Here is a 16,081-nt window from a genome sequence, read left to right as displayed (position 1 = left end):
TTGCCCTTTGGGCACATACCGGAGGGGGGAGTTACCCCGCCTACCTGCCGCCCCCGCTCTCCCCTTGAACGATTACTAAACCGCGAACGTTGCTCCATCCGGTCGGATACCCTTGCTCTTTTCTATCACGGGCGCCGGCTTCCCAGGAAAGCCGGGCATAAGGCAGGAACGGCAGGCTTAAAAGTTTATGCAACTTTTAGCTTTGCGTAAGTCAGGTAATTTTCGATTGTCCAGCTCTTTTTATAGTCGCCGTTTTTCCTGGCCTTTTTGCGGGCAGCCCTGACCATGCCGAAAAGCTTGCCCCAGGTGGAAGGGTGCGGCTGTCCTTCCTTCGGCGCCAGCAGCCTTTTGATTCCTTTGGGCAGCTTTTCTTTGTAGCCCAGCGCCCGCCTGGCGATGACCAGAGCAGCGGCCTGGTGGACAGCCAGGCCATAGGTATCTTTATACTTGGCAAACCCGATGAGGGAAGTAAACTTCGGGTCTACCGTAAAAACTGCAATCCCTTCTTTTCTTAAACGGATGACCAGGCTGGTGAACATGGCTTTATGCGAAAAGTTGTGGCTCATCCGGTTGAAGAAGCGGTTGGTGTCGTGGTCCTGGTTGAAAAACAGCTCCTCCAACGCAACCTGGGTGACACCCTGTTCCTTTAACCACCAAGCAATTTCCCTGCAGAGATTGCCGATGATGTGTAGTCTTTTTTCATGACTTACGTAGGGCAGGTCCGGGCAGGGAAAATTGCGCGAAGCCAGATAGTTGCCGTTGGGATGGACAATGGTTACCGAAATGACCTGCGGATTCAGGTCTATCCCGGCCATTTTTGAGGACCGGTCAACCTCTTTAGTGTCTTCCAAAGCAAAGGTAATGTGACAGAAAAACCGGTTCTTCTTGCGGATGACCTGGACCGTGTAGGGCCGGCCGGTGGCTAAATGTTCAGCCAGGTACTTGACGTAAGGAGCAGGTATGGACAGCGGCAGCGTGATCCAGTCCTCATCCCGGCGGGGGATGCCCCGGCCCAACTTTATCTCTTCGTCTTCCGGGGGCAGATAAACGTTCAGGAAGAAATTTTCCCCGTCGAAGAAGATTTCCGTGTTGGCGTTGCCCGGCTGTCCTTTTAACCCCTTCTGGTTGGCCTGGCCAACACTGGTAAAGGAATTGCTTCGTAGTTCTTTCCACTCTTCTCTGGAAAGCTTACCCTTCGTTAAAGCGATGAAGTTTTTCTTACCGCCGAAAACAGCGGGGGGAACGGTGCCTTTTTCTTTGTGTGATTGCCAGTAAGAAAGCCTGTTCTGCAGTTTTTCGATTCTGTTTAAAATCCCCTTGCGGTGGACAGAGTTTTTTGTCCGTTCCAGTTTCTCTTCGGCTTTTTTGATTTTCGCCTCCAGGTCGTGAATGTACATGTCGATGAGTTCTTTCTGAGAGCGGATGGTGTCTTCCGCTTCGGCATAGGCCCACTGGCACCAGCGGGCGTTGCGGATGAATTTACTCTGGAGGGAGGAAATAATTTCTTCTCTCTTCACTCCCCGGCGGATGGCCTGGTAGGCGGTGCGCCTGGCAGCCTGAAAGAGGCGCATGAAATTAATCAGGATTGCCGCCAGGCGCTCGTCCACGGTTAATATGCCTTTTATAGTGAACATGTTGTTCGGCTTTTTCAGCGGCTTCAATATCTTTCATGGCCTCCCTTACTTTTTTTCGGAACTCTTTACTCCGGTGGCCGTACAGCCTGGCACTGAAACTGGAAAGAACAGCTAACATGTCAGCAACAAGCTCTTCCTGAAGGGATTCCGGTTCTGCCCCATTGACGATTTCTATCCGGACACCGAAAGCGTTGAGGTATTTTTCGATGTAATTGTAGCCGAACCGGGCCAGCCTGTCTTTGAATTCGATTACTACCAGGTCGATTTTCCCTTCGCGAGTCGAGGCCTTTTCTTTTTTCGTTCAGTCCTGAACCCTGTTCGGCAATGACTGCTTTTATCTCGTAACCCTTTTCCTGGGCATGTCTTTCTAAACGCTGCTTTTGGCGTTCCAGATTTCCTTCGCCGGCCTGCTTTGCCGAAGACACCCGGGCATAGATTACGGCCCGAACACCCTCGGGCTGATTTTCTCCCAAAAGGCGAAGGATCTCGCTTCGGGCGTAGCGCCTTTGACCGGAAGGAGTGCGGATGGCCTTAATTTTACCTGCTTTCTCCCACCGGCGCAGAGTTATGGGTACAACGCCCAGAATTTCGCAGGCTTTCCTCATTGGTAAATAGACTTCCAGATCATGTTTCATGAGGCAAGTATATCATTGTTAGGTAATATCTCACCTGTTGGCAAGACCGCTTATGTCGATTTCCCCATAGCGCCGGTAACTGATTTTCTCAAAATGTTCCCCGGCTACGGTGAACAGGAAGAACTGGTGGTGGACAGAAGTAATTTACCCCGCCAGACCACGGTGGTAAAACTGAACTTGTGGAAAACCGCCCCTGAAAACCTGTAGCCCCGTGCTGTGGATGGAGCGGGGCATCGCCCCATAGGGCGATAATTATACCCAAATACGGCTGCTATTGTACGTGACAATGACGCCACTTACCGGCGTTACCGGTTGGCGCATTTTGTTAAAAATGTGACATAGTAATTCTTACCTGGAGTCAGTTTTCTTTTTAAACCAATGCAATGGATTCAGGTATTTTCTGTATTTCATGACAATTTCTCTCCCTAGTATAAAACCGCCAAGCCAGAACGATGCTTCTCCTGAAATAACAAGTATTGAGGATATTAATGCTTTTGTACTTACTGTATAAGGGGTAAAGGGTACAAGTAATAAAGCACCATAGAAAACACAAGAGAGAATAACCAGGGAAATACCAACTTTCTTTAACCATGACCTGTTTGAAATATTCATTTCTTGTAAGTTTATTTCTCCTTGATTTTGGTCTGTCATCAGTTGTTTCCCCCTTATGGAAGTGAAATTCATTTTTAAATTAAACAGATCGTTAAATCCTTTGGGATTCATTGTAATATAAATTACTGCAAATAACAATGAAAATGCGCAGCAAGAAAGCCCGTTCTCCTTTGGCCAGTAAGGAGGACGGGCTTTCCCATCAGTGCTCCTCCTCTTCGCGAAGATCGCCCCGGAAGTAGACCAGATCCGCTTCCGCGGCCCAGATGTCTCCGTCCACGGCCGGCACAATGTCCTCGGACGGCCGCAGGCGCACCATCTTCTCCCGCCTCTCCACTATCCACAGCACTTCGTCCGCCAGGTGCCACTCTCCGGGAGCACCCAGGTCTCCCCGGTGAAAACGTTCGTGCTCGTAGTACTTTGCACCCGGGCGCAGCTTTACCTCCCGCGCGGTGCGGTAATTTTCCGGGGTAACCGGCACGGTGGCGGCGGCCCTTAGCCAGCCGGCTCTTTCCCGCCCGGTTTCGTAAACGTTAACCTGCGCCCAGTACCACTGTTCCCCGGCCGCCTCTTTTACCGCCAGCACCCTCACCACCGCCCCCGGAGATAAAGTATGGTACGGGGGCGCAGCAGCTTCGGGCCGGCTGTACAACGGAGCAGCCATGGCAACCAGCCGCCGGGGCGCTTTCCCGGGATCAGCAGGGAGAACGTCCGGGTTCACCACTTGAATGTAGGCGTAAGTACCCACCCCGCTGTTGACGCGAAACTTCGGGTCGGCGGCGAGAAAATAATAGTTTCCCGCCGGCAGATCAGGGGGAATTTTTACCCGGGCGTGATTATCTTTCAGCCGGCCGTAGTTTTTCACCAGGCCGATCCCCGGGCAGGACAAACCCAGCGCCAGTTCCGCCTTGATTTCGTGCAGGCGGTCGCTTTTCAAAGCGACGGAAACCTCGTCACCCGGCTTGACCACCAGGGGCGAAGCAACGAGGTAAATGCCTTTCGGACTGACTTCCTTAGGACCGGGCACGCCTGCATCCTGCTGCCCGCCGCCGGCCCGACACCCACTCAAGAACGCCAGGCAAAGGATCGCCGCCAGCAGCCACTGGTTTAACGAGTTTTGCCTTCTCCTCATGAAATCGCCCGTCCTCACAAGTAATAAAAAAATTGTATACCAAAGCACCAAAGGCGCGCTCAGTTTATGTCCCCAAAAAATGACCAGAGCAAGCCAGAAAGTAAAAGCAAATAACACGCAAAGAAAAATCCACGCCAATTTAACTACCCCCAGCCTGACGGCAACCGCCGCACCAACCGGCAACAGGGGCAGCAACCAGGCGTAATATCTAAACCTGGGGGTCATCCCGAGATACCAGGCAAAAGGAGTATAGAGAAAAGCGGCGGCAATTACCCACAGCGCTCGCCTTTTAAGCATGCCAATCACCGCGAACACGAAGGAGGCAATTACAGTGTGCCAGCCGATAAACAATCCGGCCGACCAATCCCAATCTGCACCGGAGCCAGGGCTAAGCTCGGGCACAACTGGCTTAAGATCGCTCCCCTCACCGGACTGCTATTTAAATTTCACGGTATAGATCAGCTTGAGGTCCCGGGTGCTGCTGGTATCAATGTTGTAGGCCGGCTCACCTCTTGTGTCTATCTCAACCAATAGGGAGGGTCCCTGGATGGCGGCAGCGCTTTTCAGGGCGGCCCCGTAGGGAAAATCTTCCTTCAAAAGGTCCTCATTTGCGACCGGTTCTTGAGCCGGCAGCGCCCGCCAGGAAATCCTTTCAATTAGCGGGTGATCAGGTTTGAGCTCGCCCTCGCTGCTTTTTGGACAACGCACGCCGTAGATGCGGACGGTTAAACCGTCGTGCCGGCGGTCAACGACAGTAAAAGGCCTTTTATGCCCTCCGGCCAGCACCTGCTCCGGGGCAACGGCCAGCTCCAAGGCAACCGCTTCGTCTTTTAAGCTTACGCCTTTAAAAACGTGCTCCCAGGCTCCGCTCGCCCCGAAAGCGACGGAGCGCGTAAGGTATAACTCTTCCCGGGACAATTTTTTGTTTTCCACATCGTAGCGCAAAATGTAGGGGAAGCTGTAATCGCCGCAATCACCGCCTCCTTTGGCGACGAAGACAAGTTCGTCATCCCCGGCCTCTTTGAGTCGCGCGCTTTCCAGAAAACCAACGATCAAATCTTTTTCGCCCGTCTCTGCGTCGCAAAGGAAGTAACTGTAATCCATATTCCAGACGTACTCCAGTAAAAAACGGCGCTCGCCCACCCGCCAGAGCTTTTTCACTTCTCCTTTCACGTCCGGCGCGGGCTTGAACTCGTCTCCGGCCCGGGCAAGGGACCCGGCCAACTGCCCAAGCCAATCGCCGGCAACCACTTTTACGGTCCGGCTTCCGGCATCCCAGGCTACCTTCGCCCCCAGGGCTTCGGCAACATCCCTGACCGGCGCCACGGCACGCCCGTCAATTAGCTGGGGCGGGACGTCCGGGCTGATTTCCTTACCGTCTACCACGAGCCTGACGGCCTTTTCGGCAAAGGCCGTTCCCGCGACCAGGAAAATTATTGCGGTTATCGCCAGCAGTAAGAAGATAAATAACTTAAACCCGGGCTTAGATCTAGACAACATCATCCGTCTTCCCTCTTTCATTTAAACTATTTAATGTTTTTAATATTTCAACGCTTGACTTATTAATTATGACGGTGAACAATGAAAAAAGGTTCCCGCAATGTAAAATTTTTTTGGAAGTCAACCACGCAAAAGCCACCAAGAATAAATTTTCGAGGATTGCTTGCGCAATTCCATGGTCTTGCTTATTGAACATTCATTTATGATTATGAAGAAAGGGGGTTGGTTCGCCCCCTTCTATCTTCTACAGCCCGTATTGTTTCAGCTTGCGGTAAAGGGTGATGCGGCTGATGCCCAGCAATTTGGCCAGCTGGCCTTTACTCATGGTGCCCTCCTCAATTTTTTTAACGTAGGCGGCCAGAATGTCCTTTTCTACGTTGATAAGCTGGGATTTTAAAGTGGAATCGGTGCCATCATCGTACAGCCAGAAGCTCCGGATCCTGGCTGGTACGCTGTCCAGGGTGATTACTTCACCTGCTTCCATGTTCACGGCGTATTCCACAGCGTTTTCCAGTTCCCGCACATTCCCGGGCCAGTGGTAGTTGATAAAGGCTTGTTTTACGTCCTGGCTGAAACCCAGGATGTTTTTTTTCAGCAAGGTGCAGTATTTAGATAGAAAATGCTCCATGAGTATTTCAATGTCTTCCCGGCGCTCCCGCAGCGGGGGTATTTCCAGGGGGATCACGTTCAGGCGGTAGTAAAGGTCTTCCCTGAATTCACCCCGGGCGCACATCTCTTCCAGGTTCCGGTTGGTGGCGGCAATTACCCGCACATTGACGGATATCACTTTGTTGCCGCCCACCCGCTCCACCTGTCGTCGCTGCAAGACGTGGAGCAATTTCACCTGAAGGTGCAGGGGGAGGTCGCCAATTTCGTCTAAAAAAATCGTGCCCCCGTCCGCCAGTTCGAATTTCCCCGCCCGGCCCCCCTTGCGGGCGCCGGTGAAAGCGCCCTCTTCGTAGCCGAAAAGTTCGCTTTCCAGGAGTGTTTCCGGAATGGCCCCGCAGTTGACGATGACAAAGGGTTTATCCCGCCGGGGACCGGCGTGGTGGATGGCCCGGGCGAACAATTCCTTGCCGGTGCCGCTTTCACCCCGGATAAGTACGGTGGATGATCCTTGAGCTACTTTGGCGGCCTGTTTTTTTACCTCCGCCAGCTTTTTACTGATTCCCTTGATGTGCTCAAATTCCAGCCTCCGGTGTTCTCCCGTGAGCTGGTAGGCCAGGGTACGCATTTCGGCCATGTTACGGAAGGAGACTACCGCGCCTGCCGGATGGTTGTTTAGCATAATGGGAGTAGCGGTGACCAGCAGGTGCATTTGTTCAGGCGGCTGGCCGTAAAATTCCTCCTTGTCCCGGTAACCTCTGCCCGTGAGGAGTACATCGCTTAAGGGCGAGCCGGGCCACAAATCCTCAATGTTTGAACCCAGGATTTCCTCCCTGGGTTTGCCTAACAGTTTTTCCGCGACTTTATTGCAGTGGGTGATCATTTTATCCTGGTCCACGGCGATTAGACCGTAGTGTACGGACTCCAGCACGGCGCTTAGCTTGTTGGAGGTGAGCTCCAGCTTGTTGTAGCTTTCCATTTCCGATACCCGGGAGGCCAGTAAAAAGGCCATGTGCTGGAGGAAGGATTGCAGTTGCTCCCTCTTTTGTAAAAGCCTTTCCCTTTGCTGTTTGTCAAAGGCTACCAGGGCAATAATGCCTATGATCCGGTTGTCCTTGCGAATGGGGCAGCAAATTTCCCCGGTTTCCCCCAGGTATACGGGGCTGTAATGGGGATCCTTTACTGGATCTTCCACGACAAAGGTTTGCCCGGTCCTCAAAACCCGGGTATACAGGTAGGAATCGTCCGGGTAGTTAACCTCTTCGTCCCGGGAACCGATGAGTTCCCGGTACTTGCCCGTGCCGGCTACAATGGTGAGATCGTCGGCCAGGATTTCCGTTTCTACCTCCAGTACCGCCGATATGGCCTCGGCAACCTGTTGGGCGGTATTGCCAATGGCCCCCAGTGAAAGCATACCCATCACCCCCGGCGTGTCTAGATCCCAGATTGATATCTCAATTTGTTACAAATAGCTGCAAAATATCGCCAGCTCTAAATCCGGTGCCCGGCTAAATTCCGGATAAAACCGCCTTTGCAGTGAGGGATTAATCCCAAAAACGCCCCACTCGTGAAGCTGCAACTGCTGCCAGAATATTTTTGCAGTTGTATTATTAGACGAATTTACACCAAAACCTTCTGGCGTTACATTTACGATACAATATTTCATTATTGTAACATGGGGCGACTGTTGCGCCGTTGTTTTTTGAGCGATTCATAAGGTGAAATGACCTTTAAAGCGGCTTGTTTCGCTGATATTCTAATTGGCATGGTTATTGCTGGTCACAAATTTTAAATTGCATACAGTATACGGTTGATATTTCGTGTACCGGAGTAGTGTACCGGAGTAAGGAGGTAGAAAAAATGGCCGAGGTAAATCCCTTTGCCAGCGCGCAGCAGGAGATCAAACGGGCGGTGAGCCGTTTGGGCCTGCACCCGGCAGTGTATGAAGTTTTAAAGCAGCCTTTAAGGGAGCTCACCGTGGTCATTCCGGTGGAAATGGACGACGGGACCGTTCGCGTTTTTACCGGTTACCGGGTTCAGCATAACAGCGCTTTGGGACCGGCAAAGGGCGGCATACGTTTTCATCCTGACGTCACCCTGGAAGAAGTGAAGGCGCTGGCCATGTGGATGACCTTCAAATGCGCGGTGGTGGGCCTGCCTTACGGAGGGGGTAAAGGCGGGGTGGTATGCAATCCCAAAGAACTCTCGCCCGGCGAACTGGAGAGGTTGAGCCGGGGCTACGTGCGGGCTGTTGCAGAGATTTTAGGTCCCGAAAAAGATATCCCGGCGCCGGATGTGTATACCAATCCCCGGATCATGGCCTGGATGATGGATGAATTCAGCCGCTATAAAGGGTACAACGAGTTTGGTGTTATTACCGGCAAACCGCTGATCGTGGGCGGATCGGCGGGCCGCAATGAAGCCACCGCCCGGGGGTGTGCCATTGTAGTGCGGGAGGCGGCCAAGATGCTGGGGATACCCCTGGCCGGGGCTACGGTGGCCGTACAGGGTTTCGGAAACGCCGGCAGCATTGTGGCCCGGCTGCTGCACGAAATGGGCTGCCGCATTGTCGCCGTTGTGGATTCCACCGGCGGGGCCTGTAATACCGCCGGCATGGACCCGGTAAAACTGCGTGACCATAAGACAAAAACCGGTTCTGTAAAGGGTTTCCCCGGCAGCAAACCCATTTCTTCCACCGAACTGCTCACCCTGGATTGCGATATTCTGGTGCCGGCGGCGCTGGAAAACCAGATTACCGCCAGTGTGGCCGGGCAGGTCAGGGCAAAGATTGTGGCCGAGGCGGCCAACGGCCCCACCACACCGGAAGGCGACCGGATATTGAATCAAAAGGGAATTTTTGTCATACCTGATATCCTGGCCAGTGCGGGAGGGGTTACGGTCTCCTACTTTGAATGGGTGCAAAACAACATGGGATATTACTGGACTGAGGAAGAGGTAAACCGCCGTCTTGAGGAAATTATGGTGCGCGGTTTTCATGAAGTGGTGTCCATGCGCAAGCTGGGCAGGGATGTGGATATGCGCCTGGCTGCCTACATGGTGGCGGTCAAGAGGGTGGCCGAGGCTATGGAAGTGCGCGGTTGGCTGGGCAGGGCGGCCCGCATGACCGCACCGCGGGCCGAGGCCCTGCCGGCTTGACATATTGTCCCATCCTCCTTTTAAAGCCGGGTGTATTATGCCCGGCAACTTTTTGGGGAAAACTGGCGTCTGGGCCATTTACCGGTGGCATGCCGGGAAGGGGGCGTTACGTGTGCCCGGTAGGTTCCTGCCGCGGGGTTGGACCTGCAGGGTAAATACGTTTTGGTGGTGTTTAGGGCCTTACTTGCGGCAAAGTTGCTGGAAGGTCCGGGGTAAATAGTGCAGGGATGTTTCATTGATGTAACATGATGTTACACTGATGAAACAAAGGTGGCTGGAATCAGCCGGAAATCATCCAAATAAAATGCCCGGCAATGGGGCTTATGACATTTCCGCCGAAAGGTGTATATCGCGGCACGAAAGTTGCTACTGCAATTTAGCAGTGGAACCTGCTGATTCAACCCATTGCAATGGAGCAAGGGCAATACCCTTGCTCTTTTTTTTAAGCGGCCTGTCATTTCCCGGCAGTCGACGCGATTATGGCGCTTGTTGTACGCGAATACTTTGTAGCAATTCAAAATAATCAGAAGATATGGCATGGGGTTTGCTGTATAAAAATGCTGAATAAAAATTAATCCCGCTTGCGGAGGTGATACTAGCTTTTGGTGGGAAAAGGGTTTACGATGTAGCTGTTTGACTAAAAAGTTTGGTTTTTAACGGGAGTATTAAAGAGCAAATTTATTAGGGGGGTTGATAATGGAATCCGTAAAAGCTGCTTCCACCACGGAATGTTTGCCGGAAGAACAGGGTTTGCGGCGGGGACTCAAACCCCGTCACCTGCAATTAATTGCGCTGGGGGGCATTATCGGCAGTTGCTATTTTTTGGGGAGCGGGTATGTGATCGATTCCGCTGGCCCGGGCGCCTGGCTGGCTTATGCCCTGGGCGGGGCCATTATTTTTATGGTCATGGCCTGCCTGGGGGAACTGGCGGTAGCCATCCCCGTTTCCGGTTCTTTTGTGTCCTACGCCCACGATTTGATTTCACCTACCTGGGCTTGCGGTGTGGGCTGGTCGTACTGGAGCACCTGGGTAACTTATGTCCCTTCGGAAATGATCGCTGCAGGGATCATTATGCATAACTTTTTCCCCGGTATAGAACCGGTCTATTGGGCCATTCTGTTTGGTTTGGTCCTTACTTTTATAAACCTGGCCTATGTGGGAACGTTCGGCGAGCTGGAATTCTGGCTGGCCCTGATTAAGATCATCGCCATTATTGCTTTTTGCGTCTTTGCGGTGCTGATTTTCCTGGGTGTGATTGGTGAACAAGGCTTTTTAGGTGCCACTTATTTAACCGGCCAGGGAGGCATGTTTCCCAAAGGCATTCCGGCAGTGCTTCTAACCATGGTAATTATCCTGGTCAATTTCCAGGGGTCGGAGCTGATTGGCCTGGCTGCCGGAGAAAGCCAGCACCCGGAGAAAAGCATACCCGTGGCCATTCGCAACGTTACCTGGCGGATCATCGCTTTATATGTGATCCCCTTGTTTTTGTTGGTAACCATTTTCCCCTGGGAAAAGGCCGGACTTGAGGAAAGCGTGTTTGCCGCCGCCCTGAACGCCTATGGTCTCAACTGGGCCGGTTCCCTCTTCTCCGTGGTGGTGCTTACAGCCGCCCTTTCCTGCGCCAACAGCGGTATTTACGGTACAGCCCGCGCGCTGTACGGGTTGTCCAGGGCCGGCCTGGCTCCAAAATGGCTGGGGAAGGTGAATAAGAAGGGTGCTCCTAAAAATGCCATTTTGATGACCATCATTCCCTGCTGGATCGGCATTATTGCCTACACCCTGGATACCAGTGAGACCCTTTATACATACCTTTTGGCGTTGTCCGGATTTACGGGTGTGATGGCCTGGGTTTCCATCTGCTGGTCCCAGCTGGCTTTCCGGCGCAAGCTGGAAAAGCAGGGCTATGATATCAGCCGGCTCAAGTACAAAACTCCTTTATTCCCTTACCTGACCCACTTTGCCATCTGTTCCCAGCTGGCCTGCGTGGCGGTCATGGCCTTTAACCCGGACCTGCGCACTTCCCTCTATGTGGGTATTCCAATGCTCCTCCTGCCCATGGCCTGGTACCGGATTTGGGGAAGGAAAATGCAGTCCAAAATGGCTCCCGTTAATATGTTCACCGAGTTATTCGGTCATACGGTTAAACAATAGATTTTGAAGCCGGGTTCCACCCGGTTTTCCCGGCGGGTTAAATATTCAAACCTTATGTTTCACTCTTGAAACATAGCCGGCCGCCACCGGCTGAAAAAGAACGAGTTACCGGTGGGTACATGATTTGCAAACTATCCGGTCAACAACACCATGCTGTCGGGGAGGTTTTATTGTGTCGCTGGATTATAGTCACATCATAGCCGAGTCGCAGCGTTACCTGGACATGATTGCCAAAGAGGAACTGACCATGGCCGAAAAGGATGCCCTGGTTAAGGAAACCGTAGAGGCCTTCCGGGATCATGTAAACCCGGGCTTTTTGGAGTACCGCAAGTCGGTTTCCACCGACTATACTTCCGTGGAATGGAAAGATGGCGGTGCTACTTTTACCGATGTTTACGGTAAAGAGTTTATCGACTGCCTGGGGGGTTACGGCATCTATAATGTAGGGCACCGGCATCCCAAAGTTCTGGCGGCCGTGATCAACCAGTTGAAGCGCCAGGCCCTCCACAGCCAGGAGTTGCTCGATCCTTTGCGCGCCCTGCTGGCCAAGCTGGTGGCTGCCATTACCCCCGGGGACCTGCAGTACGTGTTCTTTGTCAACAGCGGCACCGAGTCCGTAGAGGCGGCCATCAAATTTGCCAGGATGTATACCGGCAGGCGCAGCTTTATTTCCACCACCCGGGCGTTCCACGGCAAGTCGCTGGGTTCCTTGAGCGCCACGGCCAAGGCCGTTTTTAGAAAGCCGTTTTTGCCCCTGATCCCGGGCTTCCATCATGTACCTTACGGGAACGCCGAAGCTGTAGCCATGATGCTGGAAAGCTGTGCTTTCGTGGGAGAAGACGTGGCGGCGGTTATTGTGGAACCCATCCAGGGCGAGGGTGGTGTGATCGTACCGCCGGATGATTACCTGCCCAAATTGCGGGAACTTTGTGATCAGTACGGGGCCCTGCTTATACTGGACGAAGTGCAGACGGGCATGGGGCGCACGGGTAAAATGTTTGCCTGCGAGCACAGCGGTGTGGTGCCCGACATTCTGTGTCTGGCCAAGGCCTTCGGCGGAGGGGTCATGCCCATCGGCGCTACGGTGGCCCGCAAACCCATCTGGGAAAAGCTGATCGAAAATCCATTCCTTCATACAACCACCTTTGGCGGCAACCCGGTGTGCTGTGCCGCCGCCATCGCCAATATCAACGTGCTGCTGGAAGAAAACCTGCCCCAGCGGGCGGCCGAATCGGGCGCTTACATGCTGGGGAGGCTCCGGGAACTGGCAGCGAAATATCCCGCCGTGGTGCTGGAAGTAAGAGGTAAGGGTCTCATGATCGGCATTGAATTTGTAAGCAACGAACTGGGATATGAAGTGGCCAAGGGGTTGTTTGCCCGGGGCGTGCTGGTGGCCGGAACCCTGGTTAACGCCAAGTCCATCCGCATAGAACCACCTCTCACCATATCCCGCGAGCAGCAGGACCAGGTCATCGAGCGGCTTGCCGCTACCCTGGAGGAAGTCAACAGGCTGGCCTGAAAAAAGAGGCTGGAGGAAAAATGGCAAAAAACGGTAAATAGCATAGAAAAAGGGGGTTGCGAAGTGATACTGCACTACCAGCCGGAAAAATGTACCGGTTGTCACCTCTGCGAACTGGCTTGCTCCGGGTACAAAGAGGGGGTCTTTAACCCGGCTCTGGCCAGGTTGCAGGTGAGTTCCGGATACAAGGGGGACAACCTGGTCAATGAAGCGCGGCTTTGTGAAAAGTGTTTTCAGTGTGCCGGTGCCTGTCCCAGCGGGGCCATAGTTTCTAACCAGGGCCGGCTCTCCCTGATAACGGATGACTGCGTGCAGTGCGGCGCGTGTATTGAAGTTTGCCCCACTGCTGTTTTGCAGCCGGACGGGCGGGGTTTCCCTCTCCTGTGTGACTACTGCCAGGGCGATCCTTACTGCGTCAAGTGGTGCCCCCACGGGGCGCTGTCCTTGAGGGAGGTGGAATAGATGGCCGGTTATCAGGGGCGGGTGTTGCGGGTTGACCTGGCCAATCGTAAGGTCTTTACGGAAGAATTAAACCGGGAATGGGCGAGGGACTACCTGGGCGGCAAGGGTCTGGGTATCAAGTACATTTACGAAGAAGTCGGGCCCGGAACGGGTGCCCTTTCACCCGGCAACAAAATCATCTTCATGACCGGACCGTTCACCGGAACCGTGGTGCCCTGCTCGGGCAAGCTTTCCATTGTAACCAAATCACCGGCCACGGGCACCATACTGGATTGTTCCATAGGCGGTTCGGCGGCTGTAGGTATCAAGCGGGCCGGGTACGACGCCGTAATCATCGAGGGCAGGGCACCGCACCTTGTTTATGTACTGGTTGATGACGACCGGGTGGAGATCAGGGACGCCCGGGACTACCGGGGGCTGGGGACCCATGAAACGGAAGGCAGACTTAAAGCCGAACACGGCGATGACTGCAGCGTGCTTTCCGTTGGCCCGGCCGGTGAAAACCTGGTGCCCTTTGCCTGTATTACTTCCGACTTGTACCGGCAGGCCGGCCGGGGCGGCGTTGGAGCCGTGATGGGGAGCAAAAACTTGAAGGCGCTGGTGGTCAGGGGAACCGGAGGGGTAAGCGCGGCGGATATACGCAGGCTTATGGATGTGGCCCTTGAGGCTTTTAAAAACGACCTGCTTACCGATACGAACCTCTGGGCCTATACCGCCGGCACGCCCATGATCGTGGAACTTTCCCACAGCACCGGTATCTTGCCTACAAATAACTTCCAGCAAGGTACCTTCGACCACTTTGAAAGGATAAAATCCGAAGCGGTGAACGGGGTAAGGGTGGCCAAAAAAGCATGTACCGCCTGCGGCCTGGGTTGCGGAAATTTTGTCCGGTCAGGTGAAGAAGTGTTGGAAGGCCCCGAGTACGAAACGCTGTCCGTAGCGGGGTCCAACTGCGGTATCGGTGATCTGGATGCCATCATCAGGTTTAACCGGCTCTGCGACGACCTGGGTCTGGATACCATATCGGCGGGCGGTGTGACCGCCTTCGCCATGGAATTGACGGAAAAGGGCATCCACGATTTCGGGTTACGCTTTGGTGACGTGGAGAAATACCTCCAGGTGCCCCGGTTGATTGCAAGCCGGGAGGGTATAGGTGTCGAACTGGCCGGGGGCGTCAGGTCTCTTTCGGAGACTTACGGCGGCAGGGAGTTTGCCATGCAGGTCAAAGGCCTGGAGTTTCCCGGTTACGATCCCAGGGGGTCGTGGGGCATGGGCCTGGCGTATGCCACGGCGCCCAGGGGGGCCTGCCACATGAGCGCCTGGCCCGTGGCCGAGGAAGCGTACGGGGAGAGGGACCCCTTCACCATTGAGGGCAAGGCACAACTGGTAAGAGACCTGCAGCACTATAACGCTGCCAAGTTTTCCCTGATCCTGTGTGATTTCTGGGCCCTGTCTTTTGAGGTAATGGCCCGGATGCTGTCCCCGCTTTTGGGGCGGGAGGTGACGGCGGCGGAGCTGGAACTGGCCGGGGAGAGGATTTTCAATCTGGCCAGGCTGTACAATATCCGGGAAGGTTTTGACGGCAAGGATGACGTGCTGCCCGCGAGGATATTTTCTCAACCGCTGACCACCGGTGCCACCGCCGGCAAGACCCTTCCCGAGGAGGAGTTCAGGCGCATGCTGGCCGAATATTACACATTGCGCGGCTGGGACAAAAACGGCAGGCCGAAGCCCGAAAAGCTGGCCCAGCTTGGCCTGGCGTAAAACTGGATGCCGCCCGACAACAGTGCCCGGCGCTGACCGGTAAGAATCCTGTTCCCCAGAGCAAAATTCTTATAGTATGATATATAAAACATATATAAAACGGGCGGCGGTCGTCCCTTAAGGAGCACGGAGCAACGGGGGACCACCGCCGTCCCTGGTAGTTATGCGACAGTCCCGGGCAGGACTTTCAGGAGGTGTTTGGGCCATCGAGGTAAAGGTTGAACTGAAGGGCTACCTTTCCCGCTATGCCCCTCCGGCCGCCGTAAACGGGCGGTTTAGTTTGGAGGTTCTACCTGGCTCTACCGTAAAGAATGTGCTGGAAAAAGTCCATTTATCGGAAAAGTACGTGGGGCTGGTTTTGATTAACGGCCAGAAAGCCAGGATACTGGACCGGTTGCATCAGGACGACACTGTTACCATCTTCCCGGTGGTGGCAGGAGGATAGGCCTGCCGCCGGGGCCAGACCCGCCAGGTGCTTAACTTGACAGCATATAGTCCACAATTCTAACACTTTCTTGACAGTCTTTATCAAATTGGATATATTATACTTACTATGAAAGCCAAAGAAGTAATGGAATTATTACGTATCAGCCGGAGCACCCTCAACAGGTTGCGGTGGGAAAATAAAATCAAAGTAAACAAACTGCCCAACGGCTACTACGACTACGACGAAAAATCCGTTTACGAATACCTGCTAAAGACCACCGGCAAGCCTGTCAAGAGGAAAACCGTGCTCTACGCCAGGGTGTCCACAAATAAGCAAAAGAGGGATTTAGAAAATCAGCTGGAATTGTTGAAACAGTTCTGCCTCAACAACGGTTGGACAATTGATGGGATTTATAAAGACATTGCTTCCGCTTTAGAACTGAAGAATTGATGGAAGAAATTTTCACTTTACTCCACAGCTTTTCCA

Annotated in this window: 13 protein-coding genes and 1 pseudogene; 8 read left to right on the top strand and 6 right to left on the bottom strand. The window is 53.6% G+C overall.

Annotated features, from left to right (window positions below):
- Nucleotides 1-185: 185 nt before the first annotated feature.
- A complete protein-coding gene (locus tag G7K71_RS17440) occupies nucleotides 186-1,661 on the bottom strand; it encodes a transposase (RefSeq protein WP_166349164.1) in 1,476 nt (491 codons plus the stop codon).
- A pseudogene (locus tag G7K71_RS17435) lies at nucleotides 1,576-2,239 on the bottom strand (IS607 family transposase). The gene G7K71_RS17440 and the pseudogene G7K71_RS17435 overlap by 86 nt, the downstream one beginning before the upstream one ends.
- 45 nt (nucleotides 2,240-2,284) lie before the next feature.
- Between G7K71_RS17435 and G7K71_RS17430 the strand changes: the two are divergent.
- A complete protein-coding gene (locus G7K71_RS17430) occupies nucleotides 2,285-2,476 on the top strand; it encodes a hypothetical protein (protein ID WP_166349161.1) in 192 nt (63 codons plus the stop codon).
- A 141-nt stretch (nucleotides 2,477-2,617) separates the two neighbouring features.
- Here G7K71_RS17430 and G7K71_RS17425 read toward each other — a convergent pair whose 3' ends face one another.
- The 4 genes from G7K71_RS17425 to G7K71_RS17410 all read right to left on the bottom strand — a co-directional run bounded on the left by G7K71_RS17425 (nucleotide 2,618) and on the right by G7K71_RS17410 (nucleotide 7,530).
- Nucleotides 2,618-2,920 carry a transporter suffix domain-containing protein gene (locus tag G7K71_RS17425; protein WP_166349158.1) on the bottom strand — a complete coding sequence of 101 codons (303 nt, stop codon included), beginning with the start codon at nucleotides 2,918-2,920 and terminating at the stop codon, nucleotides 2,618-2,620.
- A gap of 160 nt (nucleotides 2,921-3,080) precedes the next feature.
- A complete protein-coding gene (locus tag G7K71_RS17420; RefSeq protein ID WP_166349155.1) occupies nucleotides 3,081-4,010 on the bottom strand; it encodes a hypothetical protein in 930 nt (309 codons plus the stop codon).
- 435 nt (nucleotides 4,011-4,445) lie between these two features.
- The gene (locus tag G7K71_RS17415; RefSeq protein ID WP_207713025.1) at nucleotides 4,446-5,513 is read right to left on the bottom strand and encodes a copper amine oxidase N-terminal domain-containing protein; all 1,068 of its coding nucleotides are present in this window, start codon (nucleotides 5,511-5,513) and stop codon (nucleotides 4,446-4,448) included.
- Between the two features lie 241 nt (nucleotides 5,514-5,754).
- Nucleotides 5,755-7,530, bottom strand: a complete 1,776-nt coding sequence (locus G7K71_RS17410) for a sigma 54-interacting transcriptional regulator (RefSeq protein WP_166349152.1) — start codon at nucleotides 7,528-7,530, stop codon at nucleotides 5,755-5,757.
- Between the two features lie 446 nt (nucleotides 7,531-7,976).
- Here G7K71_RS17410 and G7K71_RS17405 point away from each other — a divergent pair, with 446 nt between their 5' ends.
- The 7 genes from G7K71_RS17405 to G7K71_RS17375 all read left to right on the top strand — a co-directional run bounded on the left by G7K71_RS17405 (nucleotide 7,977) and on the right by G7K71_RS17375 (nucleotide 16,045).
- Entirely contained in the window at nucleotides 7,977-9,272 is a 1,296-nt protein-coding gene (locus tag G7K71_RS17405; protein WP_166349149.1) for a Glu/Leu/Phe/Val dehydrogenase, read from the top strand.
- 696 nt (nucleotides 9,273-9,968) lie between these two features.
- Nucleotides 9,969-11,423, top strand: a complete 1,455-nt coding sequence (locus G7K71_RS17400) for an amino acid permease (protein ID WP_166349145.1) — start codon at nucleotides 9,969-9,971, stop codon at nucleotides 11,421-11,423.
- Nucleotides 11,424-11,595: 172 nt separating this feature from the next.
- Nucleotides 11,596-12,942 (top strand): putrescine aminotransferase, encoded by a 1,347-nt coding sequence (locus G7K71_RS17395; RefSeq protein WP_166349142.1) that lies wholly within the window; start codon nucleotides 11,596-11,598, stop codon nucleotides 12,940-12,942.
- Nucleotides 12,943-13,005: 63 nt separating this feature from the next.
- Nucleotides 13,006-13,404 carry a 4Fe-4S binding protein gene (locus tag G7K71_RS17390; RefSeq protein WP_166349139.1) on the top strand — a complete coding sequence of 133 codons (399 nt, stop codon included), beginning with the start codon at nucleotides 13,006-13,008 and terminating at the stop codon, nucleotides 13,402-13,404.
- The gene (locus tag G7K71_RS17385; protein WP_166349136.1) at nucleotides 13,405-15,168 is read left to right on the top strand and encodes an aldehyde ferredoxin oxidoreductase family protein; all 1,764 of its coding nucleotides are present in this window, start codon (nucleotides 13,405-13,407) and stop codon (nucleotides 15,166-15,168) included. It begins immediately after the preceding gene.
- A 163-nt stretch (nucleotides 15,169-15,331) separates the two neighbouring features.
- On the top strand, nucleotides 15,332-15,613 hold the full coding sequence (locus tag G7K71_RS17380; protein ID WP_166349133.1) for a MoaD/ThiS family protein: 282 nt from the start codon (nucleotides 15,332-15,334) through the stop codon (nucleotides 15,611-15,613).
- 108 nt (nucleotides 15,614-15,721) lie between these two features.
- Nucleotides 15,722-16,045, top strand: coding sequence for a recombinase family protein (locus G7K71_RS17375; protein ID WP_207713024.1), 324 nt, complete (start codon nucleotides 15,722-15,724; stop codon nucleotides 16,043-16,045).
- The last annotated feature ends 36 nt before the right edge of the window (nucleotides 16,046-16,081 follow it).

Origin of the sequence: Desulfofundulus sp. TPOSR (assembly GCF_011393055.1) — a bacterium.
Lineage (GTDB): Bacteria > Bacillota > Desulfotomaculia > Desulfotomaculales > Desulfovirgulaceae > Desulfofundulus > Desulfofundulus kuznetsovii.
Note: the sequence above shows the minus strand (reverse complement) of the source record. Positions and strands in the feature narration are given on the sequence as shown.

Coding starts and splice junctions, on each gene's coding strand:
- G7K71_RS17425 (WP_166349158.1), bottom strand. CDS start 2,920: ATGACAGACCAAAATCAAGGAGAAATAAACTTACAAGAAATGAATATT.
- G7K71_RS17420 (WP_166349155.1), bottom strand. CDS start 4,010: ATGAGGAGAAGGCAAAACTCGTTAAACCAGTGGCTGCTGGCGGCGATC.
- G7K71_RS17415 (WP_207713025.1), bottom strand. CDS start 5,513: ATGATGTTGTCTAGATCTAAGCCCGGGTTTAAGTTATTTATCTTCTTA.
- G7K71_RS17410 (WP_166349152.1), bottom strand. CDS start 7,530: ATGCTTTCACTGGGGGCCATTGGCAATACCGCCCAACAGGTTGCCGAG.
- G7K71_RS17405 (WP_166349149.1), top strand. CDS start 7,977: ATGGCCGAGGTAAATCCCTTTGCCAGCGCGCAGCAGGAGATCAAACGG.
- G7K71_RS17400 (WP_166349145.1), top strand. CDS start 9,969: ATGGAATCCGTAAAAGCTGCTTCCACCACGGAATGTTTGCCGGAAGAA.
- G7K71_RS17385 (WP_166349136.1), top strand. CDS start 13,405: ATGGCCGGTTATCAGGGGCGGGTGTTGCGGGTTGACCTGGCCAATCGT.
- G7K71_RS17380 (WP_166349133.1), top strand. CDS start 15,332: ATGCGACAGTCCCGGGCAGGACTTTCAGGAGGTGTTTGGGCCATCGAG.
- G7K71_RS17375 (WP_207713024.1), top strand. CDS start 15,722: ATGAAAGCCAAAGAAGTAATGGAATTATTACGTATCAGCCGGAGCACC.